14 protein-coding genes are annotated in these 15,496 nt (G+C 72.4%); 4 read left to right on the top strand and 10 right to left on the bottom strand.

What is annotated here, in order from left to right; translation table 11 throughout:
* Positions 1-22 precede the first annotated feature (22 nt).
* Both helR and IW249_RS29215 read right to left on the bottom strand, forming a co-directional pair.
* Complete coding sequence (helR, locus tag IW249_RS29220; RefSeq protein WP_307788746.1) at positions 23-2,158, bottom strand: RNA polymerase recycling motor ATPase HelR; 2,136 nt, start codon at positions 2,156-2,158, stop codon at positions 23-25.
* 154 nt (positions 2,159-2,312) lie between these two features.
* Entirely contained in the window at positions 2,313-2,693 is a 381-nt protein-coding gene (locus IW249_RS29215; protein WP_196923718.1) for a YccF domain-containing protein, read from the bottom strand.
* 111 nt (positions 2,694-2,804) lie between these two features.
* On the opposite strand from IW249_RS29215, the gene IW249_RS29210 reads away from it, so the two are divergent.
* The 3 genes from IW249_RS29210 to IW249_RS29200 all read left to right on the top strand — a co-directional run bounded on the left by IW249_RS29210 (position 2,805) and on the right by IW249_RS29200 (position 4,833).
* Positions 2,805-3,572, top strand: coding sequence for a glycerophosphodiester phosphodiesterase family protein (locus IW249_RS29210; protein WP_196923717.1), 768 nt, complete (start codon positions 2,805-2,807; stop codon positions 3,570-3,572).
* Position 3,573: 1 nt separating this feature from the next.
* The gene (locus tag IW249_RS29205; RefSeq protein WP_196923716.1) at positions 3,574-4,122 is read left to right on the top strand and encodes an SLATT domain-containing protein; all 549 of its coding nucleotides are present in this window, start codon (positions 3,574-3,576) and stop codon (positions 4,120-4,122) included.
* A 114-nt stretch (positions 4,123-4,236) separates the two neighbouring features.
* Entirely contained in the window at positions 4,237-4,833 is a 597-nt protein-coding gene (locus tag IW249_RS29200) for a hypothetical protein (protein ID WP_196923715.1), read from the top strand.
* 46 nt (positions 4,834-4,879) lie between these two features.
* Here the strand turns inward: IW249_RS29200 and IW249_RS29195 are convergent, their stop codons facing one another.
* The 8 genes from IW249_RS29195 to IW249_RS29160 form a co-directional block, all read right to left on the bottom strand.
* Entirely contained in the window at positions 4,880-6,796 is a 1,917-nt protein-coding gene (locus tag IW249_RS29195; RefSeq protein WP_196923714.1) for a glycerophosphodiester phosphodiesterase, read from the bottom strand.
* Positions 6,797-6,896: 100 nt separating this feature from the next.
* On the bottom strand, positions 6,897-7,634 hold the full coding sequence (locus IW249_RS35085; protein ID WP_196923713.1) for a cellulose binding domain-containing protein: 738 nt from the start codon (positions 7,632-7,634) through the stop codon (positions 6,897-6,899).
* A 74-nt stretch (positions 7,635-7,708) separates the two neighbouring features.
* Positions 7,709-8,089 (bottom strand): DUF742 domain-containing protein, encoded by a 381-nt coding sequence (locus IW249_RS29185; RefSeq protein WP_196923712.1) that lies wholly within the window; start codon positions 8,087-8,089, stop codon positions 7,709-7,711.
* A complete protein-coding gene (locus IW249_RS29180) occupies positions 8,067-8,516 on the bottom strand; it encodes a roadblock/LC7 domain-containing protein (protein WP_196923711.1) in 450 nt (149 codons plus the stop codon). Before IW249_RS29180 ends, IW249_RS29185 begins: the two co-directional genes overlap by 23 nt.
* A complete protein-coding gene (locus IW249_RS29175; protein WP_307788745.1) occupies positions 8,513-9,895 on the bottom strand; it encodes a nitrate- and nitrite sensing domain-containing protein in 1,383 nt (460 codons plus the stop codon). Before IW249_RS29175 ends, IW249_RS29180 begins: the two co-directional genes overlap by 4 nt.
* On the bottom strand, positions 9,877-10,467 hold the full coding sequence (locus tag IW249_RS34870) for a nitrate- and nitrite sensing domain-containing protein (protein ID WP_196923709.1): 591 nt from the start codon (positions 10,465-10,467) through the stop codon (positions 9,877-9,879). The genes IW249_RS29175 and IW249_RS34870 overlap by 19 nt, the downstream gene beginning before the upstream one ends.
* Positions 10,464-13,028 carry a helix-turn-helix transcriptional regulator gene (locus tag IW249_RS29165; RefSeq protein WP_196923708.1) on the bottom strand — a complete coding sequence of 855 codons (2,565 nt, stop codon included), beginning with the start codon at positions 13,026-13,028 and terminating at the stop codon, positions 10,464-10,466. The genes IW249_RS34870 and IW249_RS29165 overlap by 4 nt, the downstream gene beginning before the upstream one ends.
* A 5-nt stretch (positions 13,029-13,033) precedes the next feature.
* Positions 13,034-14,293, bottom strand: coding sequence for an Hsp70 family protein (locus IW249_RS29160; protein WP_196923707.1), 1,260 nt, complete (start codon positions 14,291-14,293; stop codon positions 13,034-13,036).
* A gap of 301 nt (positions 14,294-14,594) precedes the next feature.
* Between IW249_RS29160 and IW249_RS29155 the strand changes: the two genes are divergently transcribed.
* Positions 14,595-15,476, top strand: a complete 882-nt coding sequence (locus IW249_RS29155) for an IniB N-terminal domain-containing protein (protein WP_196923706.1) — start codon at positions 14,595-14,597, stop codon at positions 15,474-15,476.
* Positions 15,477-15,496 lie beyond the last annotated feature (20 nt).

Genomic DNA, 15,496 nt, shown 5'->3' with positions numbered 1-15,496 from the left:
AACCCGGCCGGGCGGCACGCCCTCACCCGCTGGTCAGGAGCACGAGTTGCTGGGTTGCCCGGGTCATCGCGACGTAGCGGTCGACCGCCCCTGAGACGCCGGTGCCGAAGGTTTCCGGGTCGACGAGGACGACCAGGTCGAACTCCAGGCCCTTGGCCTGCTCGGGGCTGAGCGACCGGACCCGGGCCGTGGGCGGGAACGTCGGGTCACCGATGACGCACGCGATTCCGTCGGCGTGCGCGGCGAGCCATGTGTCGAGGATCGACAGCAGGTCGGCGACCGGTCCGTGCACGACGGGGAGCCCGTTGCCGCGGATGGAGGTCGGCACGTTCGCGTCCGGGAGCACGGCCCGGATGACCGGCTCGGCCTCCGCCATGACCTCCGCCGGCGTCCGGTAGTTGATGCTCAGCGAGGCGACTGTGACCCGGTCCAGCCCGACCCGCTTGAGGCGTTCCTGCCAGGACTCGGTGAACCCGTGCCGGGCTTGGGCGCGGTCGCCCACGATGGTGAAGCTGCGCGACGGGCAGCGAGCCAACAGCATCTGCCACTGCGCGTCGGTCAGCTCCTGCGCCTCGTCCACGACGATGTGCGCGAACGGGCCGGCCAGCAGGTCCGGATCGGCGTCCGGCAGCCCGGACTCGTCGGCCAGGACGTCGCGCAGGTCGGGTTGGCGCAACATCGCCAGCAGGCCCTCGCCGTCGTCGTAGGTGTCGGCCGCGAGCAGTTCGTCGACGACCCGGGCCATGTGCTCGCGTTCGACGGCGGCGGCCGGGTCGCGCCGACGGCTGCGCCCCGACCTCTCCGCGTCGCCGAGCCGCTGCCGGGCCGCGTCGAGCAGCGGCAGGTCGGACACGGTCCAGGCCCGGGGCTCGTCGCGTTGCAGCTTGCGGACCTCCGCCGGGCTGAGCCACGGCGCGCATTTGCGCAGGTACGCGGGCACCGACCACAGGTCACCCACGAGATCGGCCGCGTCGAGCAACGGCCAGGCACTGTTGACCGTTGCCCGCAGTTCCCGGTTACGCAGCAGCGAGTCGCGGAGCAGGTCCTCCGGCTCGTCGCCGTCGTACCGGTCGACGAGGATGGTGAGCAACTCCTCCCAGATCTCCTCGCGCGCCTCGTTGTGCGGGGTGCCCGGGCCTGGCGCCTGGAACGCGTCGGCCCAGTCGTCGGCGCTCAGCCGGACGTCGGAGTCGCCGACCGTGATCGTCATCGGGGCGGTCGGCGGGTCCTCGTAGAACCGCACTGCGGCGTCGACGGCGCGGATCAGCTCGGCCGAGGACTTCAGCCGGGCCACCTCCGGGTCCGTGTCGGCGGTTGCCGTGGCCCCCTCGGGGACGAGGTCGCGCAGGGTGCAGGTCTGCACGTCCTCCTCTCCGAGGCTGGGCAGGACATCGGCGACGTAGGCCAGGTAGGGCTGGTGCGGTCCCACGAAGAGCACCCCACCCCGGCGCTGACCGAGGCGCGGGTCGGAGTAGAGCAGGTACGCGGTGCGGTGCAGGGCGACGACTGTCTTACCGGTGCCCGGACCGCCGTCGACCACGAGGGCGCCGGCCGAGCCCGCCCGGATGATGGCGTCCTGGTCGGCCTGGATCGTGCTGAGCACGTCGCGCATTCGGGCCGACCGGGCGCTGCCCAGGCTGGCGATGAACGCGGACTGGTCGTCGAGCGCGACGGCGTGCCCCACGAACCCGTCCGGGGTGAACACCTCGTCCCAGTAGTCGCTGATCCGGCTGCGGGTCCAGCGGTACCGGCGGCGGCTCGCCAGGCCCATCGGGTTGGCGTGGGTCGCGCCGAAGAACGGCTCGGCGGCGGGTGAGCGCCAGTCGAGCAGCAGCCGCCGACCTGTGCTGTCGGTGAGCCCGCGACGTCCGACGTACACGGGCTCGGGGTGGTCCGCCTCGACCACGTGGCCCAGGCACAGGTCCAGCCCGTAGCGGCTCAGCGAGCGCAGGCGGGCGGTCAACCGGCGGACCTCCTCGTCCCGGTCGACGGCTTGGCGGCCCTTGCCGCCGGGCGCCCGGCGTGCGGCGTCCAGGCGGTCGGACAGCTCGGCGTTCAGCTGCGCGAGGCTCTGCGCCATGGCCGCGAAGTGCCGCTCGTCCTGGGCGATGAGCGCCGGGTCGCCCTTGAGGGCGAGGTGGTCGGGAAGTTCGAACACGGAGGTAGGCAAGGAATCCAATTCATGACTTCCATTTCGGCAGAATCTGGCCTCGGCCGACGATTCTGCGTCATAAATGGGGTCTTGCCGCAAGCCCCCCAGTGCGGTATAAGTTAGAGGTAGCGGGAGACCGGGTGTCTCCCGTTTTCCGTGTTCAGGGCACGTCAACGACCTCGCGGCCGAGGGGCCAGAACGCGGCCGGCACGAGCTTGAAGTTGGCGATGCCGAACGGAATCCCGATGATCGTGACGCAGAGGGCGACGCCCGCGAGGATGTGGGAGAGCGCCAGCCACCACCCGGCCAGCACCACCCAGAGGATGTTCGCCAGGCCGGAGCCGACGCCCGCGCCCGGCTTGGGCACCACTGTGCGACCGAAGGGCCACAGCGAGTAGACCGCGAGGCGCAGCGACGCGACGCCGAACGGGATGGTGATGACCAGGACGAAGCAGATCAGCGCGGCGATGCCGTAGCCGACCGCCAGCACGAGGCCACCGCCGAAGATGAGCCACAGCACATTCAGTACGAAACGAATCACCACTCCAGCATGAAACACCCTCGCCACCGACCGCTGTAAGGTACGCGAAAACCCTTCCGCGGTGTGCTCCGGAGTGCGGGTAGCCCGGTCCCGGAAGCTCAGGAGGATCGCGTGTCGTCCGACGACGTTTGGCTACTCGACACCCCGATCGCGCACCGCGGGCTGACCGGCCACAATCGACCCGCCAACTCGCTCGCGGCGTTCGAGGCAGCCGCCGACGCCGGCTACGCCTGCGAGCTGGACGTGCAGCTCACCCGCTCCGGCGAGCTCGTCGTCGTGCACGACTACGACCTCACGGCGCTCACCGGTGCGGCGATCGCCACCGCGGAGCTGACCCCGGCCGATCGGCAGCGGCTCCGGTTGCAGGGCACCGACCAGCGGGTGCCCACGCTGTCGGAGGTACTGGACCGGGTCGCCGGACGGGTGCCCCTGCTGATCGAGTTGAAACGGCCGACGCTCGCCCTCAACTTCGATCTCGTCGACGAGGTGCTGCGGCAGACCGCCGACTACCCGGGGCGGTACGCGGTCGAATCCTTCGACCCGTTACTCGTGGCGGCGTTGCGGGTGGCGGTGCGGAAACTACCGCCGCACCGCCGAGTGCCGGTGGGGCGCATCTGCGGGCTGCTGCGCACCGCCGGGCCACTGACCCGGATGGTGGGTCGCAGTATGGTCAGCAACCTGGTCACTCGACCCGATTTTCTGGCCTACGAGGTCGACGCATTTCCGTCCACTGTGACGGCGTGGTGGCGTCGCCACGGGGTTCCGGTGATTGCCTGGCCGGTCGCCTCACCGGAGCGGGAGATGTTCGCCCGTCAATACTCCGACAACATCGTGTTCTCGGGCTATAGACCGTCGCATGGGCAGCATCTAGCATCGTGACGTGTCTGTTGACCAAGGACAGAGCGGGCTGCTCGCCGTGTCGCAGAAAAGCCCTCCCGGTGATCCGTTACAGGTCTACCGCGCCTTGGCGGAAGACAGCGTCAACAAGCTCAGAGACCATTACGACTGGCGGGCCAAATGGCACCGTCGACTGTTTCGTTCCACCGGCATACTGGTCATCGTCGTCAGTGCGTCGCTGCCACTGCTCGCCGGCTTCAGCTACCCGGGCAAGAATCTCGTAATCGCGGTCTCGGGCGTGGTCATCGCCACCGCCACCGCACTACGCACCTTTTATCAGTGGGATCAGATGTGGGCGCTGCTGCGGCGTACCCATTTCGGTCTCATCGAGGCGAGCAACCAGTGGCGACTCGCTTTCGGTCGCGCCGAGGCGACAGCTGATCCGGCCGAGCGGGAGCAGCGCGCCTACGCGGCGACGGAGGCGCTGCTGGCGAAGATCGAGGGCATCCGGAGTGCCGAGACGGAGAAGTTCTTCAGCTCGCTGGCGTTCCCGGAGGAATCCGCGCTGACTGGCAAGCCATTCCGTCCCTGACCGGCGGTTGACAGGTCTCGGGGTTGGTCGGTGGAAGACCTGAGACGGAATCCAGGGCTAGCCGAGGGAAGCTCCCGGAGGTCGGCAGGCTCCGGCGGCCACATGCTGGCTGGCATGAAACGCGCTGCGCTCTACGTGATCGCCGGACCGGTCGGCATCGTGGCCTACGGCCTGGTCCGGCTGTGGGCAAGATCCGACGGGGTGTACGGCCCCGGGTTCGACTGGCAGGCCGCGCACCTGGTCGCTCTCGCCGGCATGGTGTGCTTCGTCCCGGGTGTGCTCGCGCTGTCCCGCCTGCTGCCCCGCAGTCCGTGGCGCACCGGGGTGCTGGCCGGCACGTTTGTCGGCCTCGCCGCGACGATGGTGCAGTTCGGCGCGGACATCGTGGAGGGGCTGCTGGCCGAGGACCGGGCGGAGATGTCGAGGCTCAGCGCGGACTTCAAGGACATCCCTGGCGTGGAGGTGGCCTTCTACGACGTCGTACCCCAGCTCTTCTTTGTCGGCCTGTTCGTTCTCACGGGCATGCTCGCCGCCCGACGGCGGCTGCCGTGGTGGAGTGTGCCGCTGCTCCTCGTCGGCACCGTCCTCCCGGCGATCACCCTCGACCTGCTCCCCATCGGCGGCCTGTGCATGGGGCTGGCGTTGGCGCCAGCGCTGCCGTTGGTGCGAGAGCGGGGCGAGCGGGCCGCATCGCCCGCTGCCCTCCACTGAGGACTCTGGGTGGCGCGGTCCGAGGGCCGCGCCACCCGGAGAGCCACTACTTCAGCGCGAGGGTGCGGGCGTCGGCGGCGATGACGCTGGCGACCTCGGCCGGCACCAGCTTGCCGGCCTGCCGGTCGGCGTAGGTGGCCAGCTCGGCGTACTGGGCGTGGGCCAGCTTGGTGGTCATCGCGGTGACGGCGGCCGGGTCCGCGCTTGAGGTGAGGATCAGATAGCCGAGGCCAGCCTGGCTCACCGTCACGGTGAAGGTGCTGGTCGCGGTGGCGGTGCCCTCGGGCCCGGTCACCTCGGTGGAGATGGTGTGCCGGCCGGCGGTCAGCTTGGCCAGGTCGAGCTTGCGCCCGGCGGCCGACTTCCTACCGTCCAGCGTGACGGTGACGGCGTCCGCGTTGGTCGCGGCGACCGTGATCACCGGGGACTGCGCCCGGTCCAGCCGGGACCCGTTGGCCGGCGAGGTGATCTGCACGGTCGGGTCCGCCGAGGCCCGCTGGACGAACGCCGAGTTCCACCCGACCAGCTCGGCCGCGCGGTTGGTGATGATCGCGTCGGTGCCGATCCGCTCCAGCCGCTGCCACAGGCCGGCGGAGTCCATCGTCCAGGCCATCACGGCAACCCCGGCCGCGTGCAGCGGGGCGACGACCTCCGGCTTGGCCAGCAGCGCGTTGCCGTCCGGGTTGTACGCGGTCAGGTGCAGCTCCTTCGCGAGCGCCACCGGGTCGGCGTCGAGGGTGCTGCGCAGCAGGCCGAGCGGCAGCTCGGGGGCGATCTCGTGGGTGTACTTCAGGGCGTCGACCTCGAAGCTCTGAATGAAGACGCGGCCCATCATCTGCTCGTCTCGGATCACCTGGATGATGGTGGCCACCTCGTCGCGGGTGTGCTTGCCCTTGATTTCCACGAGCAGGTTGCCGCCCCGGGTCCGCAGGTCGGCGAGCTGCTCGGCAAGGGTGGGCACCCGCTCGCCGACGTACTGCGGGCCGAACCAGGAGCCGGCGTCGAGTGCCTTGATCTGCGCGGCGGTCAGGTCCCGGATGTTGCCGGTGCCGTCGGTGGTCCGGTCGACGGTGCCGTCGTGCAGGATGAACGGGATGCCGTCCTTGCTCGGCTGGACGTCGTTCTCGATCCAGTCGGCGCCGCCCCTACGGGCGATCTCCTGGGCGACGAGGGTGTTCTCCGGTGCGGCGGCGGACGCGCCGCGGTGGGCGATCACTGTGAACGGGCTGCCCTCGGGGCGGAGGTAGCCGTTCGGCGCCAGCTCGGTGACGGTGACGTCGTCGTACGACACGGTCGCCCCGTTGACGAAGAGCCCCTGGACTCCATCGGCGGAGCGCTGGAGGCTGCTGGTCCGCATCGCCTCCCGCCCGTCGAAGATCCAACGGGCCTGATTGCCGTGCACCTCGACGGCGACGCGGACGTCCCGGCCGGTGCCGGCGGCGGACGGGGCGGAGGCGGTGTTCGTCACGACCCAGGCGTTGGCAGTGGTCCGCTGGGCGAATTCGAGCCCGTTGGCGGCGGTGGTGCCGCTGCGCATGGTGGCGATCCACCAGGGGGTCGCGCCGCTGGCGGGAACGTCGATGCCGAGCGAGGCCCAGCGGGTGGCGGCCGAGACCGACTCGAAGCGCATCGTCGCCTCGAGGCGGAAGTCGTTGAGGTGCCGACCAAAAGTGATCTTGTTGTTCTCGCTGGAGCTGGCGGAGGTTCCGTACAGTCGGCCGTTCTCGACCTTCCAGGCGCCGTCGACCGCGTGCCAACCGGCGGGCAGCGACCCGGCCGAGAAGTTCTCCGAGACGACGACGCTGCCCGGCTCGGCGGTGGCTGGCGACGAGGTCGCGACGGCGACCGCGGCGGCAGCGCCGGTGACGGCGAGGGCGGCGACGACGGCGGCGGCCCGGGTGCGCAGGGCGCCGAGGCGCGATCCGGCGCGGCGAAGCGTCGGTGATGCGGGTAGGACAGTCATGGCCGGAACGGTACGAAGCAGGCCCGAACTGATGATCAATCAAGCATGGCGGTCGCCGGAACGTCGGGTGTACGCGCTCGATCGCTGTGTACCCGGTTGGTCAGTTCGACAGGCCGGAGCAGGCGACCCCGTCGATGGTGCACGCCTTCGGGGCGGAACCGGTCAACGATCCATTGACCCGGAACGTCACCCGGACCGACGCGTTGACGGGCACCTGGCCGGTGTTCGGGTCCGGCACGAACGTCCACACCGCACCGTCCCGGCTGGCCTGTGCACCCTCGACCCCGCTGACCCCCAGCGACTCCCGCGGCAGGGTGACGACAAGCGTCCACCCCGGCGCCGGGACCGAGCCGGGGTTGCTGATCGTCACTGTCGCACCGTAGCTGAGCAGGGCGTTGTCAGTGATGGCGAAGTCGGCGCTCAGGGCCGCCGGGGTGGGCTCGGCGGTCGCACCGGTCGGCGTGGGCCGGGTCGACGACGCGACGGCCGGTGGGACCGCGGAGGCGGAGGCGGATGGGGGAGCGGTCACCGCCGGGCTGGTGAGCGCCGGTCGCGCCTGCGCGCGGGGGGTAGCGGACGGCGACGCGCCCACCTGCTCCACGGACGGCGGCGGGTCGAGGGTCACCGGCGTCAGCTTCTCCGGCGTACGCAGCACCCCGACGACGGACACGACCGTCGCGACCAGCACCCCGAGCGCCGCGACGACGGCCACCCAGGTGGCCCGCGAGACGTCCTCCCGACCGGTGAGCACCCGCCGTACGGCCGCGACGATGGCCACGACCCGATCCAGCAGGATGATCGCCACGGTACGGCGTGGCTGGGGTGGTGTTGCCGGCACTGCCTGTCTCTCCTTCAGTTCGTCGCCGGGTGCGCGCCCGCGATCCGTCCGGGCCGCGGATAGCACCCGACCGGTCACAGCGCGCGAAGCCCGACGAGTATCGCCTCGAGCAGATCCTCGGTCGGCAGCTCCGACAGCATCGGCGGTTCGTGCGTCTCGATCAGCCCGGCCGCCAGCAGGTCGCCGAGCAGCACCCGGACGGTCCCCAGCGGAAGGTCCAACTCGGCACCGACCTCGGCCACCGACACTGGATGGTGACACAGCTCGACGATCCGCGCCTGTTCAGGGAAGAGCGGTGTGGGGGGCGTGACCCCCCGTCGGGCGACGACCAGCGAGATCAGGTCGAACTGGCCGCGTGCGGGCGCCGTGCGCCCCCCGGTCATCGTGTAGGGCCGGGCGACCGGACCCGCGTCGTCGTCGTACCACGCCTCGTCAGTGGCGCCGCTGGTGTGCACCAGTGTCCCCGATCGTCACCGAGGAGGCCGGGCCCAGCGTGATCGGCAGGTGCTGCTCGGCCTGCCCCACGAAGAGCGCCACCTCGTACGCCATGTCACCGACCTCGACGTCGTCACCGGCGATCCGCACGGTGAGGATGGTCCCGTTCGGGATGGTGGCGATGAACAGGAACGCCCGCGACATCTGCACCACGACCTGGCGCAGCCGCCCCGCGTCGCAGGTCCGGGTGGCGGCCAGCCCCAACGCGATCAGGCCGGCGACCACGCCGGAGATCTGCTCGGCCAGCTTTTCCCCCACCCGCCGCGAGCCGCCGAGGGGCAGCCCGTCCGGTGAGAGCACCACGGCGAACTCCGCGCCGTGCACCCGGTCGACCAGGTTGTTCAGGGCGTCGGTCAAGCCGTCCTCGGTGACCACTGCAGACGTCATTGATGTCTCCTTGCTGTTCTCGCGACTGGCAACTCGACAGTGTCGAGGCTGGTCCTGCCGTGGTCCGGGCCGATCGGGCCGGGGTGGCGGACCCGCGTCGGCAGCGCGCCGTCGCCGTTCGGGTCGGGTAGGTCGGTGCCGGTGCGGGCCGGTGGGTACGGGGTGTCGGGTGGTGCGTTGGCCGGTGTGCGGCCGGCGTCGGTGACGGTGACCAGCCGGGAGGGGAGGAGCACGACAGCGGCCGTTCCACCGCGCCGGCTGGGGCGCAGCGAGATTTGGGCGCCGCAGCGGCCGGCCAGTACGGCGGCGGCGTACCAGCCGGCGAGGCCCGCGGGCGGGCCGTCCGGTGGCGGGTTGCCGAGGAGGTGGTTCGCCTCGGCCAGCGTGGCGGCGTCCAGGCCGGGCCCGTCATCGACGACGAGGACGGCGCACCCCTGCTGTCGCTGTTCACCGCTGACCCGCACTGTGGTGTCCGCCCCGGAGAAGGTCAGGGCGTTCTCGATCAGCTCCGCCAGTAGGTGGATGACGTCCGTGACGGCCGGCCCCGCGAGCGACCACGGCCAGTGCGGCGCGATCAGAACCCGGTGGTAGTCCGGCACCTCGGCGACCGCGCCACGGGCCACGTCGAGCAGTGGCACCGGGCGTCGCCAGCGGCGGGCGGGTGTCGCGCCGGCCAGCGTGATCAGTTTCTCCACGTTGCGGCGGATGCGGGTGGTGAGGTGGTCGAGTTGGAACAGCTCCCCGGTCTCCTCGGTGGACCGTTCCCGACGTTGCATCCCGTCCAGCAGGTTGAGTTGGTCGCGCAGCAGGACCTGGTTGCGTCGGGTCAACCCCAGGAACAGCTCCCGCTCGGCGTCACCCCCCGGTGCCGCCGGTTCCTGGGCTGGGGCCGGCGTGTCCGGCACCGGGGCCGGAAGGTCGGCGTCGGTCCTGGTCAGCTCGTCGGTGAGTCGGCGGACAGTGCCCGCCCAGCTCAACAGCAGCACGAGCACGACAATGAGGCCGAGCCCCACCACCGCCCCGGTTTGGGCGATGAGCACGGCGGCACCGGGTGTGGCCCGCTCGACGCTGCTGCGGGCGGTGGTCGTCACCAGCGTCTGCAGCGCGCCGAGGGCGGCGTCCGCCGCGGCCCGCCAGCCCTGGACGGTGAGGCCGGCCAGAGCGTTTGCGGTGCCCGCCTGGAGCAGCAGCCGGTCCTCCAGGGCGAGCAGGGCCGCGAACTCGGGGCCGGCGGCGAGGCGCTGGTGCGCGCCCTGGCCGTCGGGTGGAAGCCCGGCCACGGCCTCGGTGCGCGCGTACCGCTGGATGTTGACCAGCGCGGCCAGCCGGCGCCGCTCGTCGACGCCGAGCCGCGCACCGGTCAGGGCCGCGCTGACCACTGTGTCCTCCCGGGCGAGCACCTCCCGGGCGCGGGCCAGCGCGCGATCACCGCGCGGGTGTCGGCGGCCAACCCGCTCTCGTACGCGCCCCACTCCGGGCCGTACACCCGGAAGGCCACGTCGATGACCTCGTCGTACCCGGCGATCGTCGCGCTCTGGTCGAGCCGCCCGGTGTCCACCTGGGATCGGGTCGTGCCCAGGCCGTCGAGTCGTCGGACCAGCTCGCCGGCCCGATCACGGACGGTGCCGGCGCTGAGCAGCCGAAGGTCGCGGCCCTTGGTGAACTCGCGGATCTCGGCGGCGGCCCGGTCGGTGCCTTCGCGGGCCCCGACCAGTGCGGGTGTCGGCTGCCCCGCCCCGGCGAGCGTCTCGGCGGTGATCCGGCGTTCCGTCTGCAGGCTCAGGATCAGACGGTCGATGGGTTGGCCCAGCGTGTCCGCCAGCGCCCGGACGCGCAGCAGGTCGACGGCGTCCTGGCTGGACACGTACGCCGCGTACGACCAGAGGGTGATCAGCACGGCGGCCAGCACGGCCAGCCTGGTCCGGATCAGCCGAACATCGTTACGGGTCATCGGCCGGCCCGCTGCGGCCACGGTTGCCCGGCCGTGTCACTGGCCCGGTCGGCGACGAGGGTGCGCAGCAGCGCCAGCAGCTCGGTGCGGTTGGCGCAGTTGAGCCGGTTGCGCATCCGGGCCACGTGGTGTTCGACGGTCTTCGCCGAGATGAAGAGCCGGTCGCCGATCTCCCGGTAGGTCAGGCCGGCCAGCACCAGCTCGGCGACCTCGTACTCGCGGTCGCTGAGCCCGTGCTGGGTGGGGCCGGCGACCCGTGCCGTGCTCGCGCCGGTCGTCGGTGGCTGCCCGCCGGACCCGCCGGACGGCCGCCCCTGCAACGCTCGGGCGCACTCCAGCAGGCTCGTCATCGCCCGTCGGTCCGCGGTGCGGATGGCGGCCTGCCCGGCCAGACGGGCGCCGTCCCAGCACAACCCGGTGTCGTGCAGCCCCCGGGCCGCGGCCTCCACCCGGATCGGGTCGACGACCCCGCGGAGCACCTCCACCCAGCTCTCCGCGGCGGCGGCCACCACTGCCGCGTACCGGCTGTGGTCGGCGGCGGCGAGCAACGCCGTGACGTGTTCGTCGGCGACCGTCGGCTCGCTGGTCAGGATGGCGGCGTGCAGCCCGCTCCAGTGCAACGGCACACTCCACAGTGGTGGGCTGCCGAGGCGGTCGAGCAGTGCACGTCCCTGGTGCAGGTACGGCTCCAGCCGGGCCAGGTCACCCAGCCGCGCGCCCGCGATGGCCAGCTCACCCAGCGGCAGCACTGTGAACAGGTCGACGGGGTGCCGCACCACGGCCTCCAGCGCCTGCCCCCAACCCCGCTTCAGTGCCCCGAGGTCACTGTTGCGCCGGCCGATGCCCATCCGGATCGCGGCGGCGAAGAGCTGGTCGCGTGACTCCAGTGGCCGCCCATCGAGCGTCACAGTGGCGAGGCGCTCCCCGGCGGCGTGGATCTCGCCACGGACCATCAGGATCCAGGCCTGCAGCAGCCGGTGGCGGCGGGCCATCAGTGGGCCGCCGACACCGGCGCCCAGGGCGCGGTGCAGCACCCGTTCGGCGATCTCCAGCTCACCGCAGTGCACCGCCGTCAACGCGGCGAGGGCCGCCGGGCTGTCCGGCAGCAGCGCGGCTCGTCCGTCCGGCTCCAGCAGCGCGGCGGCCTGCACGAGCGCGGACAGCGCGGCGGTCGGCGGGCCGGTGACGCTCTCCCGTACGCCGTTGGCCATCAGCCGGGCGGCGCTGGCGTGCAGGGTGGGCGGTTCACCCGCCGGGTCGCCCGCCGGTGACTCGGCGGTGGCGGCCAGGTCTCCGGTGGCGAGCCCGCCGACGATGGCGAACGCCGCCGCCGAGGCGGTGCCCGACCACCGGAACAGCTCGACGCTGCGACCGACGTGACCACGGTGGGCCAGGGCGGTGGCGGCGACCACGGCCGCCTCGGAGCGGTCCGGGGGAGCGGCGGTGGCCAGCAGCCGGTCCGCCAGCCGAAGCGCGTCGTCGAGGTCACCGGCGAGCGCGGCGGCGAGCGCCTGCCGCGCGTTGGGCGGCTGCCCGGCCGTCGTGGCCGCCGCGAACAGTTCGGCGGCGAACGCCGGCTCGTCGGCCAGCGCCTCGTCCGCCGCGGCGGCCAGGGTCGCGGCCGGGCAGTCGCCGAGCGCGCCGACCGCCAGCAGGGAGCGGACCAGCGGTAGCACCGCGCCACCCCGGGCGAGCTGCAACTCGGTGAGCCGACGCCAGACCGCCGTCCGCTCGGTGGTGGGGCTGAGCGTCGCGACGGCCCGCCGGACGATCGGCGCGAGCCGGCCGTCGGCGCCGAGCAGCCCGGCCGCCCTGGTCGTGGCGATCAGTTCGTCCACCCCGGCCGGGTCCCGACCCAGCAGCGCGCCGAGCATGCTCACCGGCAGCGCACCGCCGGCCGCGACGGCGAGCAGCAGTCGTCGTACCGCGGTGGGCTGGACGTCCAGGTCCGGCCCGAATTCGAGGATGACGGACCGGGGTGGCTCGACCATCGCGCCGGTCCGGGTCTCCGCGCCGGCCAGGCCGCGGGCCAGCCGTTCCACATCCCGGGGTACGCCGGCGGTCTGCGTGTGGACGAAGTCGACCAGGTCGGCGGGGCGGCCCAGCTCGGGTGTGGCGGCGAGATGGGCGGCGGTCTGCTCCCGGGTGAACGGGGTGAGCAGCACGGCCTGCCCGTCGCGTCGCAGCGCGTCGACAAGCTCGCTGAACGCCGCTGACCGGGGCCACGGGCGGTGGGCGACCACCAACCGGTGTCGACGGCCGGCGACCAGACGCACCAGCGCGCCGATCCGCGCGTCGTCGAGCAGGTGCGCGTCGTCGACCAGTACCACAGTGTCGGGGTCGACCGGCTCATCCGGCTCCGGGGCGGCCGTGCGTACGGCGATCCCGGCGCGCTGGTGAACGCGCTCCAACTCGGCGAGGAGTGCGGTCTTTCCGTGACCGGCCGGGCCGGCGATGCCGACGGTCAGTGGACCGGTCGGATCCTGCGCGACAGAGTCCAGCAGCGCCTGCAACCCCTTGTCCACTGTCAACAGTGGTGCGGCGAGGTCATTCATGATCATCGGGGTCATCCTTCGCGTCCTCGGCCGCGGGCCAGCGCCAGGCGGGACGGCTTCGGCAGTTCCAGTGGGAGGACCCGGACCGGGGGCCGCGGTGGCGGATCACCCGGAACGGTGTGGTGGGGGCGGCGTGGTGCCGGGATGGTGGCCTGCCCGGCGCCGCTGACCGGGGCCGGAACGCGGGCCGGCGGCGGCTGGCGGGGGCGTGGTGACACCACCTGGCAGGCGGCCATCGCCGCCCCGGTGGCGGCGGTCAACTGTGCGTCCGGCTCCACCTCGACGGGCACCGGGAGGGCCGCGCTGATCAGTTCGGTCACCAGCGGGACCCGGGTGGAGCCGCCGGCCAGCAGGACGCCGTCGAGCTGCGCCGGAGTCAGGTCGGCACTGCGCACGGCGCGGAGCAGGAGGTCGACGGTGGCCTGCACCGTCGGGCGGATCATGGCCTCGAACTGCGCCCGGGTCACCGGCACCCGGGCCGGGCCGCTCGGCAGGGTCAGCACCACGTCGGCAGTGAGGTCGACGGTCAGCACCCGCTTGACCCGGTCACACTCCGCGCGCAGCCCGCGCAGCGCGGCCTGGGCCCCGCGGCGGCCGGTCGCCGCCAACTCCCGGGCCAGCACGGTACGAGCATGCTCGGCGAGCGCCTCGTCGAAGTCGGCGCCACCGATCGGGTCGAGACCCTGCGGGGTGCCGAACGTCTCGTAGGTGCCGCGTGGGGTGCGGCGTACCAGAGCCGCCTCGAAGCTGTTGCCGCCCAGGGCGTAGACCACGGCGGTGCTGCCCGCGAACCCGCGAGCGGCGTGGCTCTCGGCGACGGTGACCGTGCGGGGCAGCAACGTCACGTGCCGTAGGCCGAGGTCGGACAGTGCCCGGTGCAGCACCTCCCGTCGGTAGGGGCGCCACCCGGCCGGGTGGCTGAGCACGATCGCCTCGGCCGCCCCACCCTCCTGGGCGTGGACCCGCTCCACCACCCACGCCGCCAGCTCGGCGGTCAGCGTCTGCGGCGCGCACGGCTCGCCGCCGAGCAGCACCGGCACGTCGTCGCCGATCCGGTGGACGAAGTCCCGGGTGGTGCGGCTGCCGTCGTCGGTCGCGGGCTCGCCGACGTGCAGCGAACCGTCCTCCGCCAGGCACAACACCGAGGGCATGAGAGGTGAGCCGGCGCTCAGCGGGACGGCCTCGGGACGGGTCCAGGTCGCGCCGCGTCGCCGTGCGACGGCGGCGGCCGTGTTACTGCTTCCGATGTCTATCCCCAGGACGTACGGCATCGTCTCTGTCTCTCCCCGTGAGTCGGCCGGTCGGTGGCGATGGCGTCGGCTGCCCGACGACGCACCCCCGGCGAACCCCGCGGGCTCCTACGTTCGTACCAGAGATCAGTCCCTGGTCGGGACCCTAATCTCGTCGGGACGGTTTCCCCCTGTCCCCCTAACGTACGAGGTGGCGCAGCCCCTAGTTCAACCGCCCCGGATTCGGGCTCAGCCCCGATGCCCGGGGGTGACCCCCGGCAATAGCGTCGTCACCGTCGACGTACGACACCCCGCCAATGCCACATCCGAGGAGAACCGGCACATGGACTCGCAGCAGACGCTCCACGACTTCGTGCTCGACCTACTGACGAACCCGGACGCGCGGTCGGCCTTCGACCTCGACCCCGAGGGCGCGTTGCGGGGCGCCGGGCTCACCGACATCACCGCCGCTGACGTGCAGGACGTCGTGCCGCTGGTCGTCGACTACGCGCCGGGGGCGGGCCTCGCGCCGTTGGCCTCGCCGGTCGAGCAGCTCGGGCTGGACCCGCTGCTCACCGACACCACCGACGTGGTGGGTCAGTTGCAGAGCGTGGCACAGCAGATCAGCATCACCAGCTCGCCCAGTGGCGTGGACGTCAAGGCCGGCGTGCTCGGCGCCATCGCTGTCGACCCGTCGACCGCCGCCGCCGGGGTCACCGTGCTGCCGGGCATCGGTCTGGGTGTCGGCCCGTCCGGCCTCGACACCGACCTGGCCGGCGTCTCCGACGTGGCGCACACCCTCGACGCCGACGTGGTGCAGCCGGTGGACGCGATCGCGGACCCGGTGCTCGGTGACGTGACCGGCACCGTCGGCGACCCGACCGGTCTGCTCGGCGTCACTGACTCGAACCTGATCGGCGGCGACCTGACCGGCGGTGTCCTCTCCGGCACCCACGGTCAGCTCGGCGGGGTCGTCAGCTCGCTGGGTGTCGACGACACCCTCAACGGGCTGGGCCTCGGGCACGGCGACGGTGTCGTCGGCGGGGTCCCGCCGCTCGACGTGCCGTCGACGGTGGGCGGCGTGACGCACCAGGTGGACAGCCTCCTCCCCGGTGTCACCGACACTGTCGGTGACGTGACCGGTGGGGTCACCGATGGTGTGCTCGGCGACTCGCACGCCTCGTCCGATCACGGGCTGCTGGGTATCACCGGCGGTCTGCTCTGACCCGGATCTCCGGTCGGAGC

This window comes from Micromonospora vinacea (assembly GCF_015751785.1).
GTDB lineage: Bacteria > Actinomycetota > Actinomycetes > Mycobacteriales > Micromonosporaceae > Micromonospora > Micromonospora vinacea.
Note: the sequence above shows the minus strand (reverse complement) of the source record. Positions and strands in the feature narration are given on the sequence as shown.